18 protein-coding genes are annotated in these 22,292 nt (G+C 71.5%); 8 read left to right on the top strand and 10 right to left on the bottom strand.

Annotation, left to right across the window (positions count from 1 at the left end; all coding sequences use genetic code 11):
- The 3 genes from ABFX55_RS47060 to ABFX55_RS47070 are packed head-to-tail and all read right to left on the bottom strand — an operon-like array spanning window position 1 to window position 2,416.
- Entirely contained in the window at window positions 1–462 is a 462-nt protein-coding gene (locus ABFX55_RS47060) for a PepSY domain-containing protein (RefSeq protein ID WP_346130461.1), read from the bottom strand.
- A 35-nt stretch (window positions 463–497) separates the two neighbouring features.
- Window positions 498–1,739 carry a sensor histidine kinase gene (locus ABFX55_RS47065; RefSeq protein WP_346130463.1) on the bottom strand — a complete coding sequence of 414 codons (1,242 nt, stop codon included), beginning with the start codon at window positions 1,737–1,739 and terminating at the stop codon, window positions 498–500.
- A complete protein-coding gene (locus tag ABFX55_RS47070; RefSeq protein ID WP_183657641.1) occupies window positions 1,736–2,416 on the bottom strand; it encodes a response regulator transcription factor in 681 nt (226 codons plus the stop codon). Before ABFX55_RS47070 ends, ABFX55_RS47065 begins: the two co-directional genes overlap by 4 nt.
- Before the next feature lie 93 nt (window positions 2,417–2,509).
- On the opposite strand from ABFX55_RS47070, the gene ABFX55_RS47075 reads away from it, so the two are divergent.
- Window positions 2,510–3,016: a hypothetical protein gene (locus tag ABFX55_RS47075; protein WP_346130464.1), complete on the top strand. Its 507-nt coding sequence runs from the start codon at window positions 2,510–2,512 to the stop codon at window positions 3,014–3,016.
- On the opposite strand, the gene ABFX55_RS47080 is transcribed toward ABFX55_RS47075, so the two are convergent.
- Both ABFX55_RS47080 and ABFX55_RS47085 read right to left on the bottom strand, forming a co-directional pair.
- Window positions 2,997–4,901 (bottom strand): hypothetical protein, encoded by a 1,905-nt coding sequence (locus ABFX55_RS47080; protein ID WP_346130465.1) that lies wholly within the window; start codon window positions 4,899–4,901, stop codon window positions 2,997–2,999. The two genes, ABFX55_RS47075 and ABFX55_RS47080, sit on opposite strands and share 20 nt — an antisense overlap.
- Window positions 4,902–4,932: 31 nt before the next feature.
- Window positions 4,933–5,145 carry a DUF2277 domain-containing protein gene (locus tag ABFX55_RS47085; protein ID WP_183657650.1) on the bottom strand — a complete coding sequence of 71 codons (213 nt, stop codon included), beginning with the start codon at window positions 5,143–5,145 and terminating at the stop codon, window positions 4,933–4,935.
- 129 nt (window positions 5,146–5,274) lie between these two features.
- Here ABFX55_RS47085 and ABFX55_RS47090 point away from each other — a divergent pair, with 129 nt between their 5' ends.
- On the top strand, window positions 5,275–6,168 hold the full coding sequence (locus ABFX55_RS47090; RefSeq protein ID WP_183657654.1) for an SPFH domain-containing protein: 894 nt from the start codon (window positions 5,275–5,277) through the stop codon (window positions 6,166–6,168).
- A gap of 15 nt (window positions 6,169–6,183) precedes the next feature.
- Here ABFX55_RS47090 and ABFX55_RS47095 read toward each other — a convergent pair whose 3' ends face one another.
- From ABFX55_RS47095 to aceB, 5 genes are all read right to left on the bottom strand, one after another.
- Window positions 6,184–6,927, bottom strand: coding sequence for an IclR family transcriptional regulator (locus tag ABFX55_RS47095; RefSeq protein WP_379479205.1), 744 nt, complete (start codon window positions 6,925–6,927; stop codon window positions 6,184–6,186).
- 175 nt (window positions 6,928–7,102) lie between these two features.
- Window positions 7,103–8,362 carry a (Fe-S)-binding protein gene (locus ABFX55_RS47100; RefSeq protein WP_346130469.1) on the bottom strand — a complete coding sequence of 420 codons (1,260 nt, stop codon included), beginning with the start codon at window positions 8,360–8,362 and terminating at the stop codon, window positions 7,103–7,105.
- A gap of 5 nt (window positions 8,363–8,367) precedes the next feature.
- Window positions 8,368–9,705, bottom strand: coding sequence for an FAD-binding oxidoreductase (locus tag ABFX55_RS47105; protein ID WP_346130471.1), 1,338 nt, complete (start codon window positions 9,703–9,705; stop codon window positions 8,368–8,370).
- The gene (locus tag ABFX55_RS47110; RefSeq protein WP_346130473.1) at window positions 9,705–11,144 is read right to left on the bottom strand and encodes an FAD-binding oxidoreductase; all 1,440 of its coding nucleotides are present in this window, start codon (window positions 11,142–11,144) and stop codon (window positions 9,705–9,707) included. The genes ABFX55_RS47105 and ABFX55_RS47110 overlap by 1 nt, the downstream gene beginning before the upstream one ends.
- Before the next feature lie 27 nt (window positions 11,145–11,171).
- Window positions 11,172–12,767, bottom strand: a complete 1,596-nt coding sequence (aceB, locus tag ABFX55_RS47115) for a malate synthase A (RefSeq protein ID WP_346130475.1) — start codon at window positions 12,765–12,767, stop codon at window positions 11,172–11,174.
- A 114-nt stretch (window positions 12,768–12,881) separates the two neighbouring features.
- Here aceB and ABFX55_RS47120 point away from each other — a divergent pair, with 114 nt between their 5' ends.
- The 6 genes from ABFX55_RS47120 (at window position 12,882) to ABFX55_RS47145 (ending at window position 22,269) form a co-directional block, all read left to right on the top strand.
- Window positions 12,882–13,577, top strand: coding sequence for a DUF4097 family beta strand repeat-containing protein (locus ABFX55_RS47120; RefSeq protein WP_346130477.1), 696 nt, complete (start codon window positions 12,882–12,884; stop codon window positions 13,575–13,577).
- 64 nt (window positions 13,578–13,641) lie between these two features.
- The gene (gene hflX / locus ABFX55_RS47125; RefSeq protein WP_183657666.1) at window positions 13,642–15,048 is read left to right on the top strand and encodes a GTPase HflX; all 1,407 of its coding nucleotides are present in this window, start codon (window positions 13,642–13,644) and stop codon (window positions 15,046–15,048) included.
- 440 nt (window positions 15,049–15,488) lie between these two features.
- Window positions 15,489–16,697 (top strand): imidazolonepropionase, encoded by a 1,209-nt coding sequence (gene hutI, locus ABFX55_RS47130; RefSeq protein WP_346130479.1) that lies wholly within the window; start codon window positions 15,489–15,491, stop codon window positions 16,695–16,697.
- 14 nt (window positions 16,698–16,711) lie between these two features.
- Window positions 16,712–17,524 carry a DegV family protein gene (locus tag ABFX55_RS47135; RefSeq protein WP_346130480.1) on the top strand — a complete coding sequence of 271 codons (813 nt, stop codon included), beginning with the start codon at window positions 16,712–16,714 and terminating at the stop codon, window positions 17,522–17,524.
- A 637-nt stretch (window positions 17,525–18,161) separates the two neighbouring features.
- Window positions 18,162–19,133, top strand: coding sequence for a helix-hairpin-helix domain-containing protein (locus ABFX55_RS47140; RefSeq protein ID WP_346130482.1), 972 nt, complete (start codon window positions 18,162–18,164; stop codon window positions 19,131–19,133).
- 964 nt (window positions 19,134–20,097) lie between these two features.
- On the top strand, window positions 20,098–22,269 hold the full coding sequence (locus tag ABFX55_RS47145; protein WP_346130484.1) for a ComEC/Rec2 family competence protein: 2,172 nt from the start codon (window positions 20,098–20,100) through the stop codon (window positions 22,267–22,269).
- Window positions 22,270–22,292 lie beyond the last annotated feature (23 nt).

Genomic DNA, 22,292 nt, shown 5'->3' on the forward strand with positions numbered 1-22,292 from the left:
TCAGTCGTCGGCCCCGTCACGGTCGTCGGCCCCGTCACGGTCGTCTGTCTGGTCACGGGTGTCGGCATTGTCACGGTCGTCGGTCTCACGGTCGTCGGTTCCGTCACGGTCGTCGGTCTCGTCACGGGCGTCGTCACGGTCGTCGGCGTCGTCACGGGCGTCGGCCTGGTCGGTGTCGTGCTTGACGATCTTGCCGGTCTGCTCCGAGACGTGGACCTCGTGCTCCTGCCCGCCCTTGGTCAGCTCGACCTCCCAGGTGGGCTCGCCCTGCTCGTCGTCGCGCTCCACGTCCCCGACGGTCGCGCCGGGCACACGGGCCTTGGCGATCTCGACCGCCTGCGCCTCGGTGACGGGCGCGGCGGTGGGGGGCGCGCTGGCGGCAGGGACGGAAACGGTTGGGGCAGGAGTGACGGGGACGGGAGTGGCGAACAGAAGCGCTGCGGCGATCAGTGTTGTCGTCATGGACACAGACTCGCCCCGGCGGAGATAGCGCCGCGCTAGGAGAGCGCTAAGGCCGGGCTAAGGGTGACGGTGACGGTCGCGCCGGGGCCGGGCGAGAGCTCGAGGGAGCCGCCAGCCGACTCGGCCGTCCTGCGGGCGATGTCGAGCCCGAGCCCGGTGGAGCCCGCGCCGCTGCGCCCGCGCTCCAGGGCCTGAGGGGGGAAGCCAGGGCCCTCGTCGGCGACGACGAGCCGCACCCCGGGCGTCAGCCGTACGGCGAGCGCCACGCCCTCGGGGGTGTGCGCGAAGACGTTGCCGAGCAGCGCGTCCACGCACGCGCCCAGCTCGGCCGCGCCCACCCGCACGGGCAGCGGGCCCTTCGCCAGGTCCAGGCGCATCTCGCGCCCCTGGTCCTCGGCCAGCACCGACCAGAACGCGGCCCGCTCGGCCACCACCTCGGCCGCGTCGCAGGACTGCTCGTTCGAGCGCTGCCTGGCCTCGGTGATGACCCTGGTGACCGCCCGCTGCAGCTCGTCGATCCGCGCCGCGATCCTGGCCGCCTCGGCGGGGTCGGCGAGCGACTCCGCGTCCAGGCGCAGCCCCGTGAGCGGGGTGCGCAGGCGGTGGGACAGGTCGGCGACCGACTCCCGCTCGGCGGCCAACAGGTCGTCGATGCGTCCCGCCAGGTGGTTGAGCGCGAGCGCCACCGACCGCACCTCCGGGGGACCGTCCAGCGCGGCCCTCGCCGTCAGGTCGCCCCCGGCCAGCCGGTGTGAGACCTGCGCCATCGCGCCGATCGGACGGGTGATCGCCAGCGCCAGGCGGTCGGCCAGCACGATGCCGAGCGCGACCAGCACCAGGCCGAGCGCGGCCAGGCCCAGCCAGGCCTCGCGCACGCCCCTGGTCAGCTCGGCGTCGCTCACGAACACCCTGACGACGACCGTGCCCTCGGGGGTGAGCGCGGAGGCGAGCACCGCCCTGCCGTCGGGCGCGTGGGCGGTGACGCTGCGGCCCGTGGCGGCCAGCCGTACGGCGTCGTCGCGGGCGGCCGTGGCGCCCAGCACGCCGCCGTCCGGCAGGAAGACGGTCACGGGGAACGGGCCGCCGCGCGCCTGCTCGACGGTCAGCGCCAGCCCGGGGGAGCCCGCGGCGACCGCGACGGACTCGGCGGTGGCGGTGGCGCGGGACATGGCGCCGTTCTCGGCCACCGAGCGGATCAGCAGCGCCATCGGGACCAGCAGCGCGATCAGCACGAGCGAGGTGATCGCGGCGGCGAGCAGCGCCAGCCATCTCCTCACGAGGGGTCCACGAGCTTGACGCCGACGCCGCGCACCGTGTGCAGGTAGCGCGGGCTCGCGGCGCTCTCTCCGAGCTTGCGCCGCAGCCACGACAGGTGGACGTCCACGGTCTTGTCGGCCCCGCCGTACGGCACCTGCCACACCTCGGTCAGCAGTTCGCGCTTGGTCACCACCTCGCCCGGCCGCTCGGCCAGGTAGTGCAGCACGTCGAACTCGCGCGGGGTGAGGTCGAGCGTGACGCCGCCGAGCGCCGCCGTCCTGGCCTTGGCGTCGAGGACCAGGGCGCCCACGGCGAGCTCCTGCCGCTCCCTCACCTGCCCCCCACGCCTGAGCACCGCCCGGATGCGGGCGTCGAGCTGGGCGGAGCTGTACGGCTTGACCACGTAGTCGTCGGCGCCCGCGTCGAGCACGGGCACCATCTCGGCGTCGCCGTCGCGGGCGGTGGCCACGATGACGGGGACCTTGCTGACGGCCCGCAGCATGCGCAGGAGGTCGACGCCGTCGAGGTCGGGCAGGCCGAGGTCCAGCACGATCAGGTCGGGGCGGTCCTGTACGGCCAGGCGCAGCCCGTCGAGGGCGGTGGGGGAGGAGGAGACGGCGTGGCCCAGCTCGCGCAGCCCACGGCTGAGGGCGGTGCGGATGGTCACGTCGTCCTCGATGAGCAGGATGTCGGCCATATCCGTCAACCGTAGACCGTGCCCGACCGCTCCGACATCAGGCTTATCCCGGCGTTAACCTCGCCTTATCCCGAGATGGGGGAGGGTGAGCGGGTGAGACGACTCGTACTGGCCTGGGCGGCCGCCGCGCTGACCGCGACCGTGGCGGGCGTGGCGGTGCTGGGGCTGCTCGGCTCATCGCTGGCGGGGACGGCGAGCCGTACGATGTCGGACGCCGACGTCCGCGCCGCCCTCTCCGCCGCCACCTCCGCCCCGCCCACCGGTCCGGCCCCAGAGAACCCCGGCCCCGAGCCCACCGGTTCGCCTACCGGCTCGTCCCCGGCCAGCCCCGGCCCCTCGCCCGCCGGTCCGGGTCAGGAGAGCCCAGGAGCAGGGCAGGTGAGGGCGTTCAGGACCGCCGGTGGCACCGTGGTCGCCGCGTGCGACCGCGGGCTGGTGCGGCTGCGGTCGTGGAGCCCCGCCCAGGGCTACACCACCGACGACGTGGACACCGAGCCCGACGACCACGTCACGGTCGAGTTCGAGTCGGAGACCTCCGAGGTCGAGGTCGTGCTCCGCTGCGACGCCGAGGGCCGTCCCCTCATGACGTCTCGGCGCTGAGCGCCCGCTTGGTCAGCTCCGCCTGCTGCCTGATCCGCCCCAGCACGATGTCGTTGATCCCCTTCGCCGCGAACGTCGACACCATGTCGTCCAGCACCCCGTGGGCCAGATCGAGGTCGCCCCTCCTCGCCACGGCCCTGGCCAGCCTGCGCATGACCATGTTCAGCGTGATGTTGTCGACAGTCGCCTGCCTGGCCACCGCGCCGAGCTGCTCGATGCTCTCGCCGGTGTCGGGCGGGCGCACGTGCAGCTTCTTGTCCGCGCCCAGGTCCTTGAACTCGCGCTCGGCGTTCAGCCCCTTCACCATCCGCGCGTAGACGGCCAGCGGGTGCTCGCCGTAGCGCTCGATGACCTCTTCCAGCGCCTCGTTGCCCGAGCGCAGGGCAGGGGAGTCGGAGCCGAGCAGGGAGAACAGCTTGCCCTGCTCCTCGCCCAGCATCAGCTCGCCGACCCGCGCGTCGGTGGTGGTGATCGGGTGACGGACCCGCACCAGGCAGGGCGCGGAGACGATGCGGGAGCCGTCGGCGCCGATGTACTGCCCGCGCACCTGGTAGTCGCCCGGCTGCTGGAAGTAGTGCCCGTCGCGCCCGTGCCCGATGTACGCGCTGCGGTACATCGCGGGGTTGCCGGGATCGAGCCTGATCTCGGGGGAGTCGTCCACGCAGTGCCGCATCATCGGCCGGTACAGGACGGTCCTGCCCGACGGCTGGGTGATGGAGACCTGCGTGAACTCGGTGTCGGGGTGCAGGTGGCCGTGGGTGGTCCTGGGCTCCCCCGAGTGCGACAGCTTGAGCTCGACCACGACGGGCTCGCCGTACTCGAAGAAGTCCTTGGCCCGCACCTCGAGCAGCAGACCCGACTGGTCGGAGACCGGTTGCTCGAAGGGGTCGATCTCGGCCGCCCCTGTGCCGAAGGCGTTGGCGCCCATGACGACGTCGCGGAAGAAGCCGTGACGCAGGTGGACCAGCTCGGGGTCGGTGAACTGGAAGGGGAAGGCCTGCCAGTAGGCGCGCTCCCCGCCCGGCTGGTAGTTCTGGACGTAGTTCATCCAGGACAGGTCGCCGAAGCCGCCGTGGGGGCCGAGGGGCTGCGGCGGGCGCGACAGGTTCTTCTGCCACGAGTGCAGCAGGTTGAAGGCGTGACCGAGCTCGTGCACGTAGGTGCGCAACTGGGCGCGCTGGGCCTGCGGCGACTCGCCCTTGATCGCGTCGTAGAAGACGGCGGCACCCTGCCGCTGGCAGGCGTCGTTGTAGTCGAACATGATGCCCCGGAAGCCGCCGACGTGCTTGCTGGCCACCAGCAGCCACACCCGCCAGGCCGCCTGGTCGCCGAACGAGGCGAACTGCTGCGTCATCGCGTTGTGCAGCTCGGAGTCGTCCCACGCGAGGTCCTGGCCGGCGCCGTCCACCGGGATCACGCCGGGCTCGGCGATCCGCAGCTCCACTCCGGCCTCGGCGTACGCCTCGGCCACCGTCAGCGTCCGCCGTCCCGGCGGGCCCTGCAGCGCGCCCGTGTCGTAAGAGACGAAGGGCGCCGCGCCCGCCACCGAGTCCTGCTCCAGCAGCACGCTCCTGAAGTACGGCGAGGCGCGGTGCAGCCCGTAGGTGCGTCCCGCGACCGTGGCGGTGGCGCTGTCCTCGGTGATCGTGACGGTCACGTGCCGGTCGGGCGCGGCGAAGGTGAAGGCGCCCTGGCCCTCGACCCGATCACCCTGCCTGGTGGTGGAGTGAACGACGAACGAGCCGTGGTACGCGGTGGTCGAGCCCGTCGTGGTGAACAGGTCGCCGCTGAGCCGTCCTGTGGGCCTCTTTCCGTCGACATCGACCCTGAGGTCGAGCTGGGATTCACCGTCCTGGCCGCGGTACAGGCCGCTGATGGGGGGCATATCAGGACCATTCCCCCGCTCAAGAGGGCTGTCAATGGGCTCCGCGGACTTGCAGCGAGGCGAGCAGCTCCTCCGAGGCCATGGTGATCGCCTCCACGGCCCTGTCGAACGCCTCCGCGTTGTGCGCGGCGGGGGCGCGGAACCCGGAGATCTTCCTGACGTACTGCAGGGCCGCGGCGCGCACGTCCTCCTCGGTGACGTCCTCGGTGTACGGCGGGCGCAGCGTCTTGATGCTTCTACACATGGTTGGCACGCTACCCGCGCGAGGGCCGGCGGTAGTAGCCGGTGCGCAGGGAGATCTCCCGAGCGCCCGCTCGCCCGATCACCTGACCGGACCGAGCTGTCGCCCATGGCGCGACTATGATCTCGGCGCGTGAGAAGAGGACTCTTAATAGCGGCGGCGGTGGCGGTCCTCGTCGGCCTGATCACCGTGCTGACCAGTTTCTCCCGGGTCAGCACCGAGCCCGACGAGGTGGTGCTCCACTACGCGGGCGGCACATTCGAAGCGATCAAGTTCGAGCGATGCATCAACCCCTCCAGCGGCGCCACCTGGCTCGGGCCCGGCGACACCGACTACCACTACCCGTTCGGCCAGCGGACCTTCGACTTCTCGGGCGGTGACAGCGCGGAGTCGGGCGGCATCAGCATCGTCTCGCGGGACAACGTCGAGATGAAGGTGTCGGGGTCGGCCACCTTCACGCTCAACACCGACTGCAAGGTGCTGACGCAGTTCCACGAGAAGATCGGGCGCAAGTTCGGCGCCTACTTCGAGGACGGCGACTCCCGCGGCTGGACCAAGATGCTCAACTTCTACTTCAAGCAGCCGCTCGACCGGGCGATGGACGCCGCCTCCCAGGAGTTCGAGTGGAAGAAGTTGTTCAACGATCCCACGGTCAAACAGCAGTGGGAGCAGCGGGTCGGCCAGCTGGCCAGGCAGTTCATCAAGGAGACGGCGGGCGCGGACTACTTCTGCCAGCCCAACTACGCGGGGGTCGGCGACTGCGGTGACGTGGTGCTGACCATCCAGAAGCCGCAGCCGCCCGAGAGCCTGATCAACGCGCTGGCCGCCGAGCAGGCCGCCAAACAGCAGAACCTGGCCCAGCAGCAGATCAACGCCAAGGTGAAGACCGAGCTGGAATCCATCCAGGACCTGGTGCGGGTGCTCGGTCCGAACGGCGCGATCCTCTGGAAGGCGATCCAGGACGGCAAGGTCGACGTGGTCCCCGTCCCCCAGAACGGCACCATCAACATCACCCCGAGACGCTGAGCCGCTGCCTCGGGGTCAGAGGGCCTCGTCCGAGCCGAGTTCGCGGCCGAAGTCGAGGGCGATCTTGCGCATCCCCTCCGCCAGTTCGTCCCTGTCGAGCGCGTCGATGCGCTCGGCGGGGCCCGAGACCGACATGGCGGCCACCACCCTCGCCCCGTCGCGCACGGGGACGGCGAGACAGTGCACGCCCAGCTCCTCCTCGCCCAGGTCCATGGCGTACCCCCTCGACCTGACCGTGGCCAGCTCCTCCCGCATGGCCTCGTGGGAGGTGATCGTGTTGGCCGTACGGCGGGGCATGCCGGTCCGCTCGAACAGCGCCATCGACTCGCCGTCGGCCCTGTCGGCGAGCAGCACCTTGCCCACGGCCGTGCTGTGGGGCAGCACCCGCCTGCCCACCTCGGCGAACATCCGCAGCCTGCGCGGCGAGGGCACCTGGGCGACGTAGACGATGAAGTCGCCCTCCAGCACCGCGAGGTTGGCCGTCTCGCCCGACAGCTCGACCATCCTGGTGAGGTACGGCCGCGCCCACACCCCGACCATCCGCTCCGCGACCCCGCCCAGCCTCACGAGCGCACCGCCGAGCGCGTAGCGGCGGTCCGACTCCTGCCGGACGTAGCCGCGCGACAGGAGCGTCTGGAGCAGGCGGTGAATCGTCCCGTACGGCAGGCCGGTGCGGGCCGCGATCTCCGACAGGCCCGCCTCGCCGCCGTGCGCCGCGAGCGCCTCCAGCACGTCCAGCGCCCTGTCGACCGACTGCACGCTCACGCCACCCTCCCCGCCCCCACAACGAACCCGGCTCCCACAACGAACCCGGTCTCTGCCTCGGACCCGGCCCCAGCCTCGGACCCGGCCCCAGCCTCGGACCCGGCCCCAGCCTCGAGCCCGGCGCCGGCCCCGACCATCGTCAGGGGCTCGGCGTCCCCGGTCTGTGGGTTCACGAGCGGGACTTCCCGCCGGCGGCGTCCAGGAACGAAGGGCTGACCCCGCGCAGGGAGGCGTCCAGGACCTCGGCCGTGTGCGCCACCCTGATCTCCCCGCCCGGCCGCCGCATCGCCGCCGCGATCTGCATCGTGCAACCGGGGTTGGCCGACACCAGCAGCTGCGCGCCCGTCGAGCGCACCCGCTCCGCCTTGCGGTCACCCAGGTCACGGGCGGCCGAAGGCTCGAAGATGTTGTAGGTGCCCGCCGACCCGCAGCACAGGTCCGACTCGGGGATGTCCCGCAGCGACAGCCCGGGAATGCCGCGCAACAGCTCACGGGGTTGCGCCCTGATCCCCTGGGCGTGCGCGAGGTGGCAGGCGTCGTGATAGGCGACCGTGACCGGCAGCGGATGCCGCTCGGCCACCGGGCCCAGCTCGGCCAGCCACTCGGCCAGATCCACGGTCCTGAGCGCGCGGGCCCTTCCCGCCCACTCGGGCGAGTCGGCGAGCAGCTCGGCGTACTCCTTCATCGAGGAGCCGCACCCCGCCGCGTTCACCACGACCGTGTCGACCCCCGCGCGCTCGAACGTCCTGATCGTCCGCTTGGCGAACCTTCTGGCCTGGTCGTCCCGCCCCGAGTGCACGCTCAGCGCCCCGCAGCACCCCTGGTGCGGCGGGATGACGACCTCGCAGCCCTCCATCGCCAGCACCCGCGCCGTGGCCGCGTTGACCTGGGGGAAGAACTCGTTCTGCACGCACCCGGTGAGCATCCCGACCACCGCTCTGCGCTCGCCGACCGCCCTGACCCGTCCCGGCAGCCGCTGCCGCCTCCCCGGGGTCGGGGCGAGCGCGATCATCGCGCCCAGGCTCGGGTGCGCCCGTTCGAGCAGCGGCTGGAGCCGCCTGGCCAGCCCGAGCGTCGGCCGCAGCGCGCGCAGCCTGCGCGGGTACGGGAAGAGCCCGAACACCAGCCCGCGCACCGCCCGCTCCCTCGGCTCGCGGACGTGCTCCCGCTCCACCTCGGCGCGGGTCTGCTCGATCAACCTGTCGTACTGCACGCCCGAGGGGCAGGCGGTCACGCACGCCATGCAGCCGAGACACGCGTCGAAGTGGCCGGCCATCTCCGGGGTGATCGGGGTGCCCTCGACGTGCTGGCTCATCAGGTGGATGCGGCCGCGCGGCGAGTCCATCTCCTCGCCCCACAGGACGTAGGTCGGGCACGAGGGCAGGCAGAACCCGCAGTGCACGCAGTCCTTGATCAGCTCGGGGTCCATCGCGGTCAGATCCCTCCCACGTACCTGCCGGGGGACATCCTGCGCCCGGGATCGAAGCGTTCCTTCACGCGCCGCATCAGCGGCAGCGCGCTGATCTCGCCCCACCTGTCGAGACCCTCCGCGTACGGCGAAGCCAGCACGCTCACGCGCCCGCCCACCTCCGCCAACCGCGCCCGAAGCCCCGCCACGAGCCCGGCGAGCCCTTCGGGACCGAGCTTTGCAGAAGACGCGGAAGACTCGGATGACCTCTCGGAAGACTCCTGGGAAGCGCTCCCTGAAGAGCTCTCCGAAGGGGAGAGGGCCAGCCAGAGGACGCCCGAGGCGAGGGAGCCCCTGACCGTCGCGCCGAGCCCGTGGACCGCCTCCAGCACGGCCTCGCCCCGCGAAGAGGGGAAGCGCAGCTCCATGAGCACGTCCCCGTCGGGAAGCGCGCCCCACCACGAGGGTGGCTCGGCGCCGACCGTCGCGCCCGGCATCAGGGCGGCGACGGCCTCGGCGCGGGACTCGGCGGCCGACCCCTCCACCAGGACGGCCAGCTCGCAGGCCGCGTCGTCGCCCGCACGGTTGACCTCGACGGCGGTGGGCTCGGCCTGGGAGGTGGCCAGGACGGTGGCGAGGGTGGCCTTCCGTTGGGGTGGCCCGCCCCGCGCGCTCGGTGAGGCGTATCCCTGGACGGGACCCGGCCCCGTGCCGGGGGTGGCGCTCTCGTCGGCGTGCCGTACGGGCAGGTGGGCTTGGATCCAGCGGCGCTCGGAGGCGAGCGGGTGCAGCCGGAAGGTGGCCTCGGTGATCACGCCGAGCGTGCCGTACGAGCCGGTGAAGAGTTTGCCGAGGTCGTAACCCGCCACGTTCTTGACCACCTTGCCGCCCGAGTGGGCGACGGTGCCGTCGGCGAGGACGACCGTGATGCCGATGAGCAGGTCGCGGGCGCCGCCATAGCGGAACGAGCGCGGGCCGGGGATCGCGGTGGCGAGTGTGCCGCCGACGGTCGCGCCCTCCACGGGGACGTCGAGCGCCAGCTCCTGCCCGCGCGCGGCGAGCGTCCGCGCGAGCGCCTCCATGGTGACGCCCGCCTGCGCGCGCACCACCAGGTCGCCCTCCGCGTGCTCGAGGACCTGGTTGAGGCAGCAGGTGTCGAGCAGCACGTCGCACCGCTCGGGCGGCGGCCCCCAGTGCAGCTTGGAGCCCCCGCCGACCGGGACGACGGCGAGGTCGTGCTCGGCCGCCGCCGACATGATCGCGGCGACCTCCTCGGTGGTCTCGGGCAGCGCCACCCATCGGGGAAGCACGCCCGCCACCTCGTCCTCGGGCCCCGCCTGCCTGACGGTGACCCCCGAAGGCATCAAAACTGCTCCGCCTTTCCCGACTCGACCAGCGGATGAACGCCCTTGCGCACGCCAGGCACCTCCCCGCACAGCCGAGGCGTCGGGAAGATCTTGCCGGGGTTGGACAGCCCGCGCGGGTCGAAGGCGCACCTGACGAGCTGCATGGTGTCGAGATCGGCGTCGGTGAACATCCTGGGCATGTAGCGGGCCTTGTCGACGCCCACGCCGTGCTCGCCGGTGATCGACCCGCCGTGCTCGATGCACAGGTCGAGGATCCTGCCCGAGACGATCTCGGCCCGCTCGCCCGCGCCAGGCTCGGTGTCGTCGAAGAGCACCAGCGGGTGCAGGTTCCCGTCGCCCGCGTGGAAGACGTTGGCGACCTTGATGCCGTGCTCGCGGGACAGGCTGTCGATCCCCGCCAGCACCTCGGGGAGCGAGGTGCGCGGCACCACGCCGTCCTGCACGATGTAGGCGGGGCTGATGCGGCCGACCGCCGCGAACGCCGACTTGCGTCCCCTCCAGATCGCCGCCCGCTCGGCGGGATCCTCGGCCACCCGCAGCTCGAACGCCTTCGAGCAGATCTGGCTCAGCAGCGCGAACTGCCTTTCGACCTCGGCCGAAGGCCCGTCGAGCTCGACGATCAGCACGGCGCCCGCGTTCTCCGGATAGCGGCAGGCCACGGCCGCCTCGGCGGCCGCGATCGCCAGCGCGTCCATCATCTCGATCGCGGCGGGCAGGATGCCGGCCGCGATGATCGCCGACACCGCTTCACCGCCCTGCTCGATGTTCTCGAAGGCCGCCAGGACGGTGGTCACGGCCTCGGGAGTGCGGCTGAGCCGTACGGTGACCTTGGTCGTGACGCCGAGTGTCCCCTCCGAGCCGATGAAGGCGCCGAGCAGGTCGTAGCCCGGGTCGGCGCGGTCGAGGGTGACGATGTCGCCGTCGGGCGTGACGATCTCGCACGCCTCGACGTGGTTGACGGTGAAGCCGTACTTCAGGCAGTGCGCGCCGCCGGAGTTCTCCGCCACGTTGCCGCCGATCGAGCAGACCTGCTGGCTGGAGGGGTCGGGCGCGTAGTAGTAGCCCTGGTCGCGGACCGCCTCGGTGATCGCCAGGTTCGTCACGCCGGGCTCGACGACGGCCCTGCGGTTGGGCAGGTCGATCTCCACGATCGAGCGCATCCTCGAGGTCACGATCAGCACGCCGTCGGTGCGGGGCAGCGCGCCGCCCGAGAGGCCGGTGCCCGAGCCTCTGGCGACGAACGGCACGCCGTACTCGTTGCACAGCCTGATCACGCCCGCGACCTGCTCGGCGTTCTCCGGCAGGACGGCGACGCCCGGCGTGGCGCGATGGTAGGTGAGGCCGTCGCACTCGTAGGTGCGCAGCCGTACGGGATCGGTGATGACCGCCTCAGGCTCCAGCACCTCGCCGAGCCTGCCGATCAGCTCTGCCAGCACCGCGCCACCTCCTCGGAAACTCGCAGACTACGGCATACGGGCGTAGGCGGGCAGGGTGAGGAACTCGGCGAAGTCGTCGTCGAGCGCGACCTCCTTGAACAGCGCTTCGGCCTGGGCGTACAGGGCCTCGTCGTAGCCGGGCTCGGCGGCGATCCTGGCAAGCTCCTCCGCGATGATCTGCTCGACCAGCTCCTTGGTCACCACCGCGCCGGTGTCGGCGAGCTCGATGCCGTTGTGGATCCACTGCCAGATCTGGGAGCGGGAGATCTCGGCGGTGGCCGCGTCCTCCATGAGGTTGTGGATGGCGACCGCGCCGAGCCCGCCCATCCAGGCGGCGAGGTAGCGCAGCGCGACGTCGACGTTGTTGCGCAGGCCGTTCTCGGTGATGTCGCCAGGGGTGGCGGAGACGGCGAGCAGGTCGGCGGCCGAGACGTCGACGTCCTCGCGCAGGCGGTCGAGCTGGTTGGGGCGCTCGCCGAGCACGGAGGTGAAGACCTCGCCGCAGATCGGCACCAGGTCGGGGTGGGCGACCCAGGAGCCGTCGAAGCCGTCGCCCGACTCGCGGGTCTTGTCCGCGCGGACCTTCTCCAGCGCCACCGCGTTGACCTCGGGGTCTCTGCGCGAGGGGATGAAGGCGGCCATGCCGCCGATCGCGTGGGCGCCGCGCTTGTGGCAGCTGCGCACGAGCAGCTCGGTGTAGGCGCGCATGAAGGGAGCGGTCATCGTCACCGCGTTGCGCTCGGGCAGCAGGAACTCCCTGCCCCGCGTGCGGAACTTCTTGATGACGCTGAAGAGGTAGTCCCAGCGTCCCGCGTTGAGCCCCGCCGAGTGGTCGCGCAGCTCGTAGAGGATCTCCTCCATCTCGAAGGCCGCGGGGTAGGTCTCGATCAGGACGGTGGCCCTGATCGTGCCGTGGTCGATGCCGAGCGCCTCCTGGGCGTGGACGAAGACGTCGTTCCAGAGGCGGGCCTCCAGGTGCGACTCCATCTTCGGCAGGTAGAAGTAGGGGCCCTTGCCCTTGGCGATCTGCCTGGCCGCGCAGTGGAAGAAGTAGAGGCCGAAGTCGAACAGCGAGGCTGAGACCTGCCGGCCGTCGACCAGCGCGTGCTTCTCGTTCAGGTGCCAGCCGCGCGGCCTGACCACGATGGTGGCCAGTTCGGCGTCGGGCTTCAGGGTGTAGCTCTTGCCGCCGGTCTCGAAGTCGATCGCACGGTCCAGCGCCTCGCGAAGGTTGAGCTGGCCGCTGACGCAGTTCTCCCAGAGCGGGGAGTTGGCGTCCTCGAAGTCGGCCAGCCACACCTTGGCGCCGGAGTTGAGGGCGTTGATCGTCATCTTGCGGTCGACCGGCCCGGTGATCTCGACCCTGCGGTCCTCCAGGCCCGGCGCGGGCGGCGCCACCCGCCACTCGCCCTCGCGGACCGCCTTCGTCTCGGGCAGGAAGTCGAGCGTGCCGCCCGCCGAGAGCTCGGCCTGCCTCGCCTGCCTGGCCTCCAGCAGCTCCAGCCTTCGGGCGTCGAACTTCCTGTGGAGCCCTGCCACGAAGGCGAGCGCCTCCGGCGTGAGGATCTCCTCGAACCGCTCGAGCATCGGGCCGGTGATCTCCATCGGAGCCTCTTTCCGCATAGTGGAAAACTACTTCTGAATTATGGAAGTGACGCTACTTCACAGGGTCGGTCGGGGACAAGGTAGGGGTGATCCCCGATGCCCTCCTCTCCAGCCGAAGGGGAGAATTGCCCCATGAACAAGAAGGGCGTGATCGCCGCAGCGGGACTCCTGGCCTCCGCGACGTTGCTGACCGGATGCGGACTGGCGGGCATCGGCGGGCCCACGGAGGAGAAGACGGTCTCCTACGAGGTGAAGGACGACGTCGTCAGGCTGACCGTCAAGGGCGACGAGGGCGCCATCGTGGTGAACGGCTCCGACAGGACCGGCATCAAGGTCACCGAGAACATGCACTGGCGCAACGAGCGGCCGAAGCCCTCTCACGAGGTGAACGGCGACACCCTCGAGCTGTCCTACGACTGCAAGAAGGGCTGGAACTCCTGCTGGATCGACTACACGATCGAGGTGCCCAAGGGCGTGATCGTGAAGACCGACAGCGGGGCGGGTGACATCACGCTGCGCTCGCTGTCGGGCGAGATCGAGGTGACCACGGGCGCGGGCGACATCGACGCCAACGGGCTGACGGGCAAGCGCCTGTTCGCCGAGACCGGCGCGGGCGACATCAAGCTGAAGTACGAGAGCTCCCCCGACAAGGTCGAGCTCGAGACCGGCGCGGGCACCTCGACCCTCTATCTCCCGCAGGGCGCCTACGACGTCACCGCCGACACCGGCGCTGGCAGCTCCGACGTGAAGGTCACCGACGACGCCGCCTCGCCGCGAAAGGTCGTGATTTCCTCGGGCGCGGGCGATGTGAAGGTACTGCCTGTTTAACCAGGTGACTGGATGGGCGCAGTTCGGGGATGATTCTGGTACGTCCAGACGTTGCCCATTAGAGATGACACGAATGCAAAACGACTTCGAAGTAGGCGAGTTCGACCTTGAAGAGCGCCAGGCGCTCCGGCGTGTGGCGGGGCTCTCCACCGAGCTCCAGGATGTCACCGAGGTCGAATACCGCCAGCTGAGGCTGGAGCGGGTCGTCCTGGTCGGTGTCTGGACCTCCGGCACGGCCGACGACGCCGACAACTCCCTTCTAGAACTCAAGTTGCTGGCCGAAACGGCCGGCTCCCAGGTGCTCGACGGCCTGATCCAGCGGCGGCAGAAGCCCGACCCCGGCACCTACATCGGCTCGGGCAAGGCGCTCGAGCTGCGTGACGTGGTCGAGTCGACCGGCGCCGACACCGTGATCTGCGACGGAGAGCTGAGCCCTGGCCAGCTGCGGCAGCTCGAGGAGATCGTCAAGGTCAAGGTCATTGACCGTACGGCGCTGATCCTCGACATCTTCGCCCAGCACGCCAAGAGCCGCGAGGGCAAGGCCCAGGTCGAGCTGGCGCAGCTGCAGTACCTGCTGCCGCGCCTGCGAGGCTGGGGTGGCAACCTGTCCAGGCAGGTCGGTGGTCGTGCCGCCGGCGGCGTGGGCATCGGCGGCCGCGGCCCCGGTGAGACCAAGATCGAGCTGGACCGGCGCCGCATCCGCGAGCGCATGGCCAAGCTCCGCCGTCAGATCTCCGGCATGTCGACCTCGCGTGAGACCATGCGGGCGCACCGCCAGGGCCGTGAGGTCCCTGCGGTCGCGATCGCCGGCTACACCAACGCGGGCAAGTCCTCGCTGCTCAACCGCATCACCGGTGCGGGCGTGCTGGTCGAGGACGCGCTGTTCGCCACCCTCGACCCGACCGTGCGCAAGGCGCGCACGCCCGAGGGCAGGCTCTTCACGATCGCCGACACCGTCGGCTTCGTCAGGCACCTGCCGACCCAGCTGGTCGAGGCGTTCCGCTCCACGCTGGAGGAGGTGGCCGACGCCGACCTGATCCTGCACGTGGTCGACGGCTCCCACCCCGACCCCGAAGGCCAGCTCGCGGCGGTCCGCGAGGTGTTCGCCGACATCGAGGGCGCGCTCGACGTGCCCGAGATCGTGGTGATCAACAAGGCCGACGCGGCCGAGCAGGAGGTCCTCGACAGGATCGCCAGGCGAGAGCGCAACAGCATCGTCGTCTCCGCCCGTACGGGCGCGGGCATCGACGAGCTGCTCGAGCTGGTCGAGCGGGAACTGCCCAGGCTCGACCACGAGGTCCTCATGCTGGTGCCGTACGACAGGGGTGACCTGATCTCCCGCGCCCACAAGGAGGGCGAGGTGATCTCGGTCGAGCACGGCGGTGACGGCACCGTGCTGCACGCCCGCGTGCTTCCCAGCCTCTTCCACGAGCTGGAGCGGGTGGGCAAGCCGGTCGAGCGGGTCGGCTGACGACACTGGTGAACGTACGGCTCGCGCCCACGGCGCGGGCCGTACTTCGCGTTAGGGGATAAACGCGACAGTGGTCGATCTCCGCTGGGATTGCTACGATAAGGCAAGCCTTACGACACTAATGGCGCGGGTATCGAGATGGCTGCTGCGAGTGATGTCGCATGCGGGGGCCAGAGCGGAAATGCGAGGCCGACCTGCCACAAGGGGCGCATGGGTCGTTCTGATGCGCGGGCTTTCTTCCGAATAACCCTGTACAGCGAGCCGACCTGTGAAATAACGTAACTGAACTGAAATCGCCGGATCATGAGCCCGGCGATCGGTCACCGCAGGATCGTTGCGGATGAGAGCAGGAGACCCCCGATGTCGGCCGGACCCGGAGCGGACTCAGTGGGCGCGGTAACCCCCGCCCGCTTGCCGCTGCCTGCGTGCGGGGTGGTGCGATGACTGTTCGGCTGCTCACCAACATCGGCCGCATGTGGACCGGAAACGACGTCATCAGCAACGCGGCCCTTCTCGTGCACAACGACCGCATCGCCTGGGTGGGCCGCGCGGCCGACCTCCCGCAGAGCGTCCCCGGCGTCGTCGACGACATCGTCGACGTCGACCAGGTCGAGAACCTCAGCGGCGCGCTCGTCACCCCCGGCCTGATCGACGCGCACACCCACCCCGTCTACGCGGGCAACCGCTACGCCGAGATGGCCATGCGCTCCAGCGGCTCCTCCTCCTCGGCGATCAACGCGGCGGGCGGCGGCATCGGCTCCACCGTCACCGTGACCCGCGGCACCGACCCGTGGACCCTCTGCAACGGCGTGCGCGAGCGGTTGCGCTCCTGGCTGCTCAGCGGCACCACCACGGTCGAGGCCAAGACCGGCTACCACCTCACCCGCGACGGCGAGCTGGCCGACGTGCGGCTGCTGCGCGAGCTGGAGAAGGAGCCGATGATGCCGCGCGTGCACGTCACGTTCCTCGCGGCTCACGTCGTGCCTCCCGAGTACTTCGGCCGTCAGCGCGACTACGTCGAGGCCGTGGGCGCCTGGTGCGCCGACGCGGCCGCCGCGGGGGCCGACAGCGTCGACGTCTACTGCGACGAGGGTCACTTCACCACCGAGGAATCCCGCTGGGTGCTGGCCTCGGGGCGCAACGTCGGCCTCCTGCCGCGCGTCCACGCGGGCGCCTTCAGCCGCCGCGGCGCCGTCCAGCTGGCCGCCGAGCTCGGCTGCGCCTCCGCCGACCTGCTCCACCACACCTCCGACGAGGACATCGCGGTCCTTTCCCGCTACGGCGTGCCCGCCGTGCTCTGCCCCGCCACCGCGATGCAGCGCGGCAGCCTTCCGCCCGTCCGCCGCATGATCTCCCAGGGCGTCACCATCGCCCTCGGCAGCGACCACAACCCCGGCCACTGCGGCATCACCTCCATGTCGCTGGTCATCAGCCTGGCGGTGGCGGCGTTCGGGATGAGCGTGGGCGACGCCCTGAGGGCCGCCACGCTCGGCGGCGCGACCGTGCTGGGCGCGCCCGACCGCGGCGTCCTCGCTCCGGGACGGCTGGCCGACATCGTCCAGTGGGACGCCGACCACGAGGGCGCGTTCGCCTGGTCCTTCGGGCTGAAGCCGCGCAGGGTCTGGCGAGGCGGCACCCCCGTCCAGTAGCTACTCTCGGGGTCATGTCACCTCCGGTCGCGATCGTCACTGATTCCACCGCTTACCTGCCTTCCGTCCCTTCCGGGGTGACCGTGGTGCCTTTGCAGGTGATCGTGGGTGGTCGGCCGTACGACGAGGGCGTTTCTCCGGCGGTCGGAGAATGGACGCCGGTAACGACGTCCCGCCCCTCTCCCGCCCGCTTTTCTGACATTTATGATTCCTTGTCTGGTATTTCAGGAATTGTCTCCATTCATCTCTCGGGTGATTTGTCGGGCACGGCGGAGGCAGCCCGCCTGGCAGCCGAGACGGCCTCCGTCCCCGTCGAGGTGGTCGACAGCAGGTCGATCGCGATGGGCCTCGGCTTCCCCGTCCTGGCGGCGGCACGAGCCGCCGCCTCGGGGTCGCCGATGCACGAGGTGGCCTCGATCGCCAGGGCCGTCGCGTCTCGCACGCAGACCTACTTCTACGTCGACACCCTGGAGTACCTGCGCAAGGGCGGGCGCATCGGAGCAGCGGCGTCGCTGGTCGGCTCCGCGCTGCTGATCAAGCCGCTGCTCCACCTCGAGAGTGGGCGCATCGTGCCGCTGGAGAAGGTGCGGACGGCCACGCGCGCCCTGTCGCGCCTGGAGGACCTCGCGGTGGCGGCGGCGGGCACGGCGCCGGTGGAGGTGGCGGTACAGCACCTGTCGGCCCAGAGCAGAGCAGAGGCGCTGGCCGAACGTCTCACCCGCAGACTGCCCGAGTTAGTACGGCTGAGCGTGGTCGAGGTGGGGGCGGTGATCGGCGTGCACGTGGGGCCCGGGGCGCTCGGCATCACGGTGTCGCCGGCCGGCTGACACCGGTTGTCCCCAGGGCGTTCCGCCTGTCCACAGAACCCGATTCGGCGGCTGCGCCCCTTGAGGGCATGGCCTACGGTCTCGGGCTGTGCGGAACGCTGAGGAGAACGTGGAGCGCGCGGTGGCGGAGAGACGGCTGTGGCGCGCTGTGAGCTCCCCTCTCCCGCGTCCGGGCCCACCGGGGTCCCCGGGGGAGCCCTCAGGGGTGGAAGCGAACCCTGGCCCGTCTGGGCGCTCCGCACCGCCGAACCCGTCTGCTCGCCGCCTCTCTCCGGGCCGCCTCTCTCCGGGCCGCCTCTCTCCGGGTGGCCTCTCTTCGGGCGGTTCCTCTCCGGGCGGTCCCTCCTCGGGCCAGTCGTCGTCATCGGGTCGGCCTGACTTTCATGCGGGGGCGGTTTCGGGTGGCTCGTCGTCATCGGGTGGACCTGACTTTCATGCGGAGACGGCTTCGGGTGGCTCGTCGTCATCGAGTCGACCTGGCGATGGTGCGGGGACGGTTTCGGGTGGCTCGTCGTCCTCAAGCCGATCTGACATGCACATGGAGACCGCTTTTGGGCGCTCCTCATCGGATCGGGCCGCCTTCGACCCAGCAGCCTCTTCGGATCACCTGCCGTCGTCGATCCGTCCTGCGGTTGTCGTGGAGAACATCTCGGGTCGCTCCAGGTTCGACTCGGAGGCGATCTCTCCTCCGCACGGGGCCAGGTCGGCGTACGGCTCGCCGTGGTCAGAGGCCGCCTCGGAATCGGCGCTGGGGCGGCCGAACCTGGACGCCGCTCCAGGCCGCCCGTCGGGACGCCCGGGGCTGGACGCGATGGCGATCTCCTGGGCAGCGGCGGATTCCGCCTCGGACAGCTTCCCCGGCCGCGCTGACTTCGGCGCTGAGCCGTCGCCCCGTCGATCGCCCACCGAGGACGCGCCGCACGACGGACCCTCCAGGCTCTCCCCGCCCATCCCCACCTCCTTCGCCGCCTTCCGCGCCGCCGTCTCCGCCCAAGCGCCCAACCTCGACCCAGGACGCCCTGGCCTGCGCGTCCTGCTGGTGCTGGGCGTGGTGGCGGCCCTCGTCGGCGGCGTCTACGTCTGGCGCTCCAGCCCCACCCCAGAGCCTCTGGCCGCGCCCCGCCCGATCAGCGGCTCGGCGGCGCCGCCGATCGTCACGTCCGTCTCCACCCCCGCCTCACCCGAGGTGATGGTGCACGTGGCGGGCAAGGTGCGCAGGCCGGGTGTCTACACCCTCCCTGGCGGCTCCAGGGTCACCGACGCGGTGAAGGCCGCAGGCGGGGTCCGATCGGGCGCCCCCATGGGCTCCGTCAACCTCGCGAGACGCCTGGTCGACGGCGAGCAGATCGTCGTCGGTGCACCCGCCGCCCCCGGCGCCGCAGGAGGCGTCGAGGGTGGCGTGGTCACTGCCGCTCCGGCCGTCCTCGACCTCAACACCGCCACCCCTGAGCAACTGGAGGAATTACCAGGGGTCGGCGAGGTGCTGGCGGCCCGCATCGCCGAGTTCCGCACCACGCACGGCGGCTTCCGAAGCGTCGAGCAACTGCGCGAGGTCTCGGGGATCGGTGATCGCAAGTACGCCGAGCTGAAGGACAAGGTCCGAGTCTGACCGGCTTGCTTGGGAGCGAAGTGCTTGCCTGGGAGCGAAGCGCCACCCCGTCCCCCCATCGGACACCCCGGCCCTTCTCCGAAGTCCGGCCGGGTGTGTCCCCCAGACCGCCGGAACACTCGCATCCGCGAACCGCCTCCAGCGGCGGGACATCTCCGTCCGTCGCCCTGGCCCGAGCGGGGGTGATGGCCGGGCCGCCAGAAGGCCCGTTGCTCCGCACCGCCTGCGGCCTGGCCGTGTCCTCTGTGGTCCTGGGTCGATTGGGCGCACCGGAGGGGCCGGGTGGAGGCCTGGGTGGATTGGGCGTGCCGGAGGGGCTGGGTGGAGGCCTGGGTCGAATTCGGGTGCCAGAGGGGCTGTCAGGAGGCCCGCTGTCGGACTCCGCCTGCGGCCGGGGCGTTTCGTCTGTGGTCCTGGTTCGGTTGGGGGCGCCAGAGAGGCGGGGTGCAGGTCTGCTGCCGCACAGCGTCCACGGCCGGGCCCTTTCGTCCGCTGCCGGGGGTCGGTGGGGTGTGGTCGCCGGGCCGACGGGTGGCTCGTGGTCGCAGGACGTCACCGGCGGGTCGTGTTGACCATGGCGCGAAGCGAGGAGGCGGGCCGAGACCCGGGCGTGCCCGCATCACCGGGTGATGCCGAGGACCGGTGGTCGGCGTACACGCTGGTCCTGGTGCTGCCGGCACTCGCGTCATGGGTCACAGCGCTCATCCTCCTCGGCTGTCCTGCCCCGATCGGCGCTGCGTGCGCGGCGGTGTCGGCACTGGGCGCGGCCGGGGTCCCTTTCGCGGCGCGTCATCGGCGCGCCGGTCGGTCCGGACGGACATCGGTGCCGGTGGGAGCGAAGCTCGCCCTCTTCGTCTTCCGCAGGAGGAGACCAGGACCGTCCCGCGAGGCGATCCGGCGCGGGGCAGCGTCCGGTGCGGCGAACGGGTCGGCTGGCTCGCGCCCGTCCGTCCGGAGAACCGGTGTGTGGGTGAATGTCGCCGTCGCAGTGCTCGGGTGCATGGCGGCCACCTCGGCCGGTGTCGCCTTCCGTGTGCACGCCGTCGCCACGGGCCCCGTCGCCGTGCTGGCCGCCAGAGGGGCGGTCGTGCACGCGGAGCTCGTCCTCACGGGCGACCCCAAGGTACGGCAGGCCCAAGCGGCCTTCAGGGGCGAGAGCGTGGTCGTCGAGGCCACGTTGGAGTCGCTGGACACCCCCACGGGACGGCTCGCCGTACACACCCCTGTCGTGGTCTTCGGATCGGGCAGCAGGTGGCGTTCGCTCCTGCCCAGCCAGCGCCTGCGGGTGGCGGGCAGGCTGGGCGGCGCGGAGCCCGGCGAGCTCGTCGGCGCGGTGCTGCTCGTGCGCGGCCCGCCGACGGTGCTGTCGGAGCCCTCAGGGCTGCAGAGCGTGGCGGGCCTGCTGCGGGCCGGGCTGCGCGCGGCGACGGACGGGTTGCCTCCCGACCAGCGTGGCCTGCTGCCGGGGCTCGTGGTGGGCGACGTGTCCCGCATGGATCCCGAGGTCAGCGCCGACTTCAAGGAGGCGGGACTCAGCCACCTGACGGCCGTCAGCGGGGCCAACCTCGCGATCGTGGCCGGTGCGGTGGTGGCGTTGTCGCGGTTGGCCGGGCTGCCGCTTGCCGTACGGGCCGGGTTGGCGGCGCTCGCCATGCTGGCCTTCGCGGTGGTGGCGCGGCCGTCGCCGAGTGTGCTGCGGGCCCTTCTCATGGGGTTGGTCGGGGCGATCGCGCTGGGCACGGGGCGTCCGAGGGACGGGGTCGCGGCGCTGTCGGCGACGGTGCTGCTGCTCATGCTGTTCGATCCAGGGCTGGCCCGTGAGTACGGCTTCGCGCTGTCGGTCTGCGCCACCGGCGGCATCCTGCTGCTGGCGCCGGGCTGGCGCGACAGGATGGCGGTCAGGATGCCGCGATGGGCCGCGGAGGCGATAGCCGTACCGGCTGCCGCGCAGGCGGCGGTGACGCCCGTGCTCGTGCTCATGGCGGGACAGGTGCAACTGGTCGCGGTGCCCGCGAACCTGCTCGCAGGACCCGCCGTCGCTCCGGCCACGGTGCTGGGGTTCGCGGCAGCGCTGGTGGCGCCGTTGTCCATCGAGGTGGCCAGGCTGCTCGTGCTGCCCGCGGGCTACGCGGTCGGCTGGATCATCACCGTGGCCGAGCACGCCGCCCGCGTGCCGCTGGCCGGGCTCCCCTGGCCCGGAGGGCTCACCGGACTGCTCCTGCTCGCGGCGGCCGTCGCGGTGGCGGTGCCGCTGCTGCGCCGCGCGGACGCCCGCGTGATCGTCCTGACCATGGGTACGGCAGGCCTCGCGGCCGTCCTGGTCGCAGGGCCCGTGATCGCCCCCTGGCCTCCCGCGCGCTGGCTCCTCGTCGCGTGCGATGTGGGGCAGGGCGACGCCCTCGCGATCGCGGCGGGCCCTGGGCGGGCGGTCGTCGTGGACACCGGACCCGATCCCACGCTGGCGGACCGTTGCCTGCGCGACCTCGGCGTCCACGAGGTCCCGCTCGTCATCCTCACCCACCCGCACCGCGATCACGTGGGCGGGCTGGACGGGATCTTCCGATCAGGGCGCCGCGTCGGCGCGGTGATCGTCAGCCCGGGGAGGGCTCCGGCGCACGAGTCCGCCCGCATCTCGGCCGCGCTGGGCCGGAAGGGGATCGCCGAGTGGGTGGCGTCCCCTGGCGCGCGCTGGCGCTTCGGCCCGTCGGAACTGATCGTCGTGGGGCCTGCGGCCGGTGCCGTGCCGGGCGGGTCAGGGGAGGGAAGCATGATCAACAACGAGAGCGTGGTCATGCTGGTGCGCTGGGCGGCGGGCTCGATCCTGCTCAGCGGCGATGTCGAGACGGAGGCGCAGGCCGAGCTTCTCCGCGCGGGGCTTCCGCCCGCCGATCTCCTGAAGGTTCCCCATCACGGATCGGCTCGGCAGGACGCGCGCTTCCTGGCGGCGACGGGGGCGAGGGCGGCGTTGATCAGCGTGGGGGCGGACAACGGGTACGGGCATCCCGCGCCGCCGACGCTGGGGATGCTGCACAGGCTGGGGATGCGCGTCTACCGCACGGACGAGTCGGGCGCGCTGGCGGTGATCGACCAGTCGGGACGGCTGGCGGTGGTGTCGAGGGGACGGTCCGACGAGTGAGCCTCGCTCCCTGCCTGGTTCGG

Origin of the sequence: Nonomuraea roseola, assembly GCF_039535395.1 — a bacterium.
GTDB lineage: Bacteria > Actinomycetota > Actinomycetes > Streptosporangiales > Streptosporangiaceae > Nonomuraea > Nonomuraea roseola.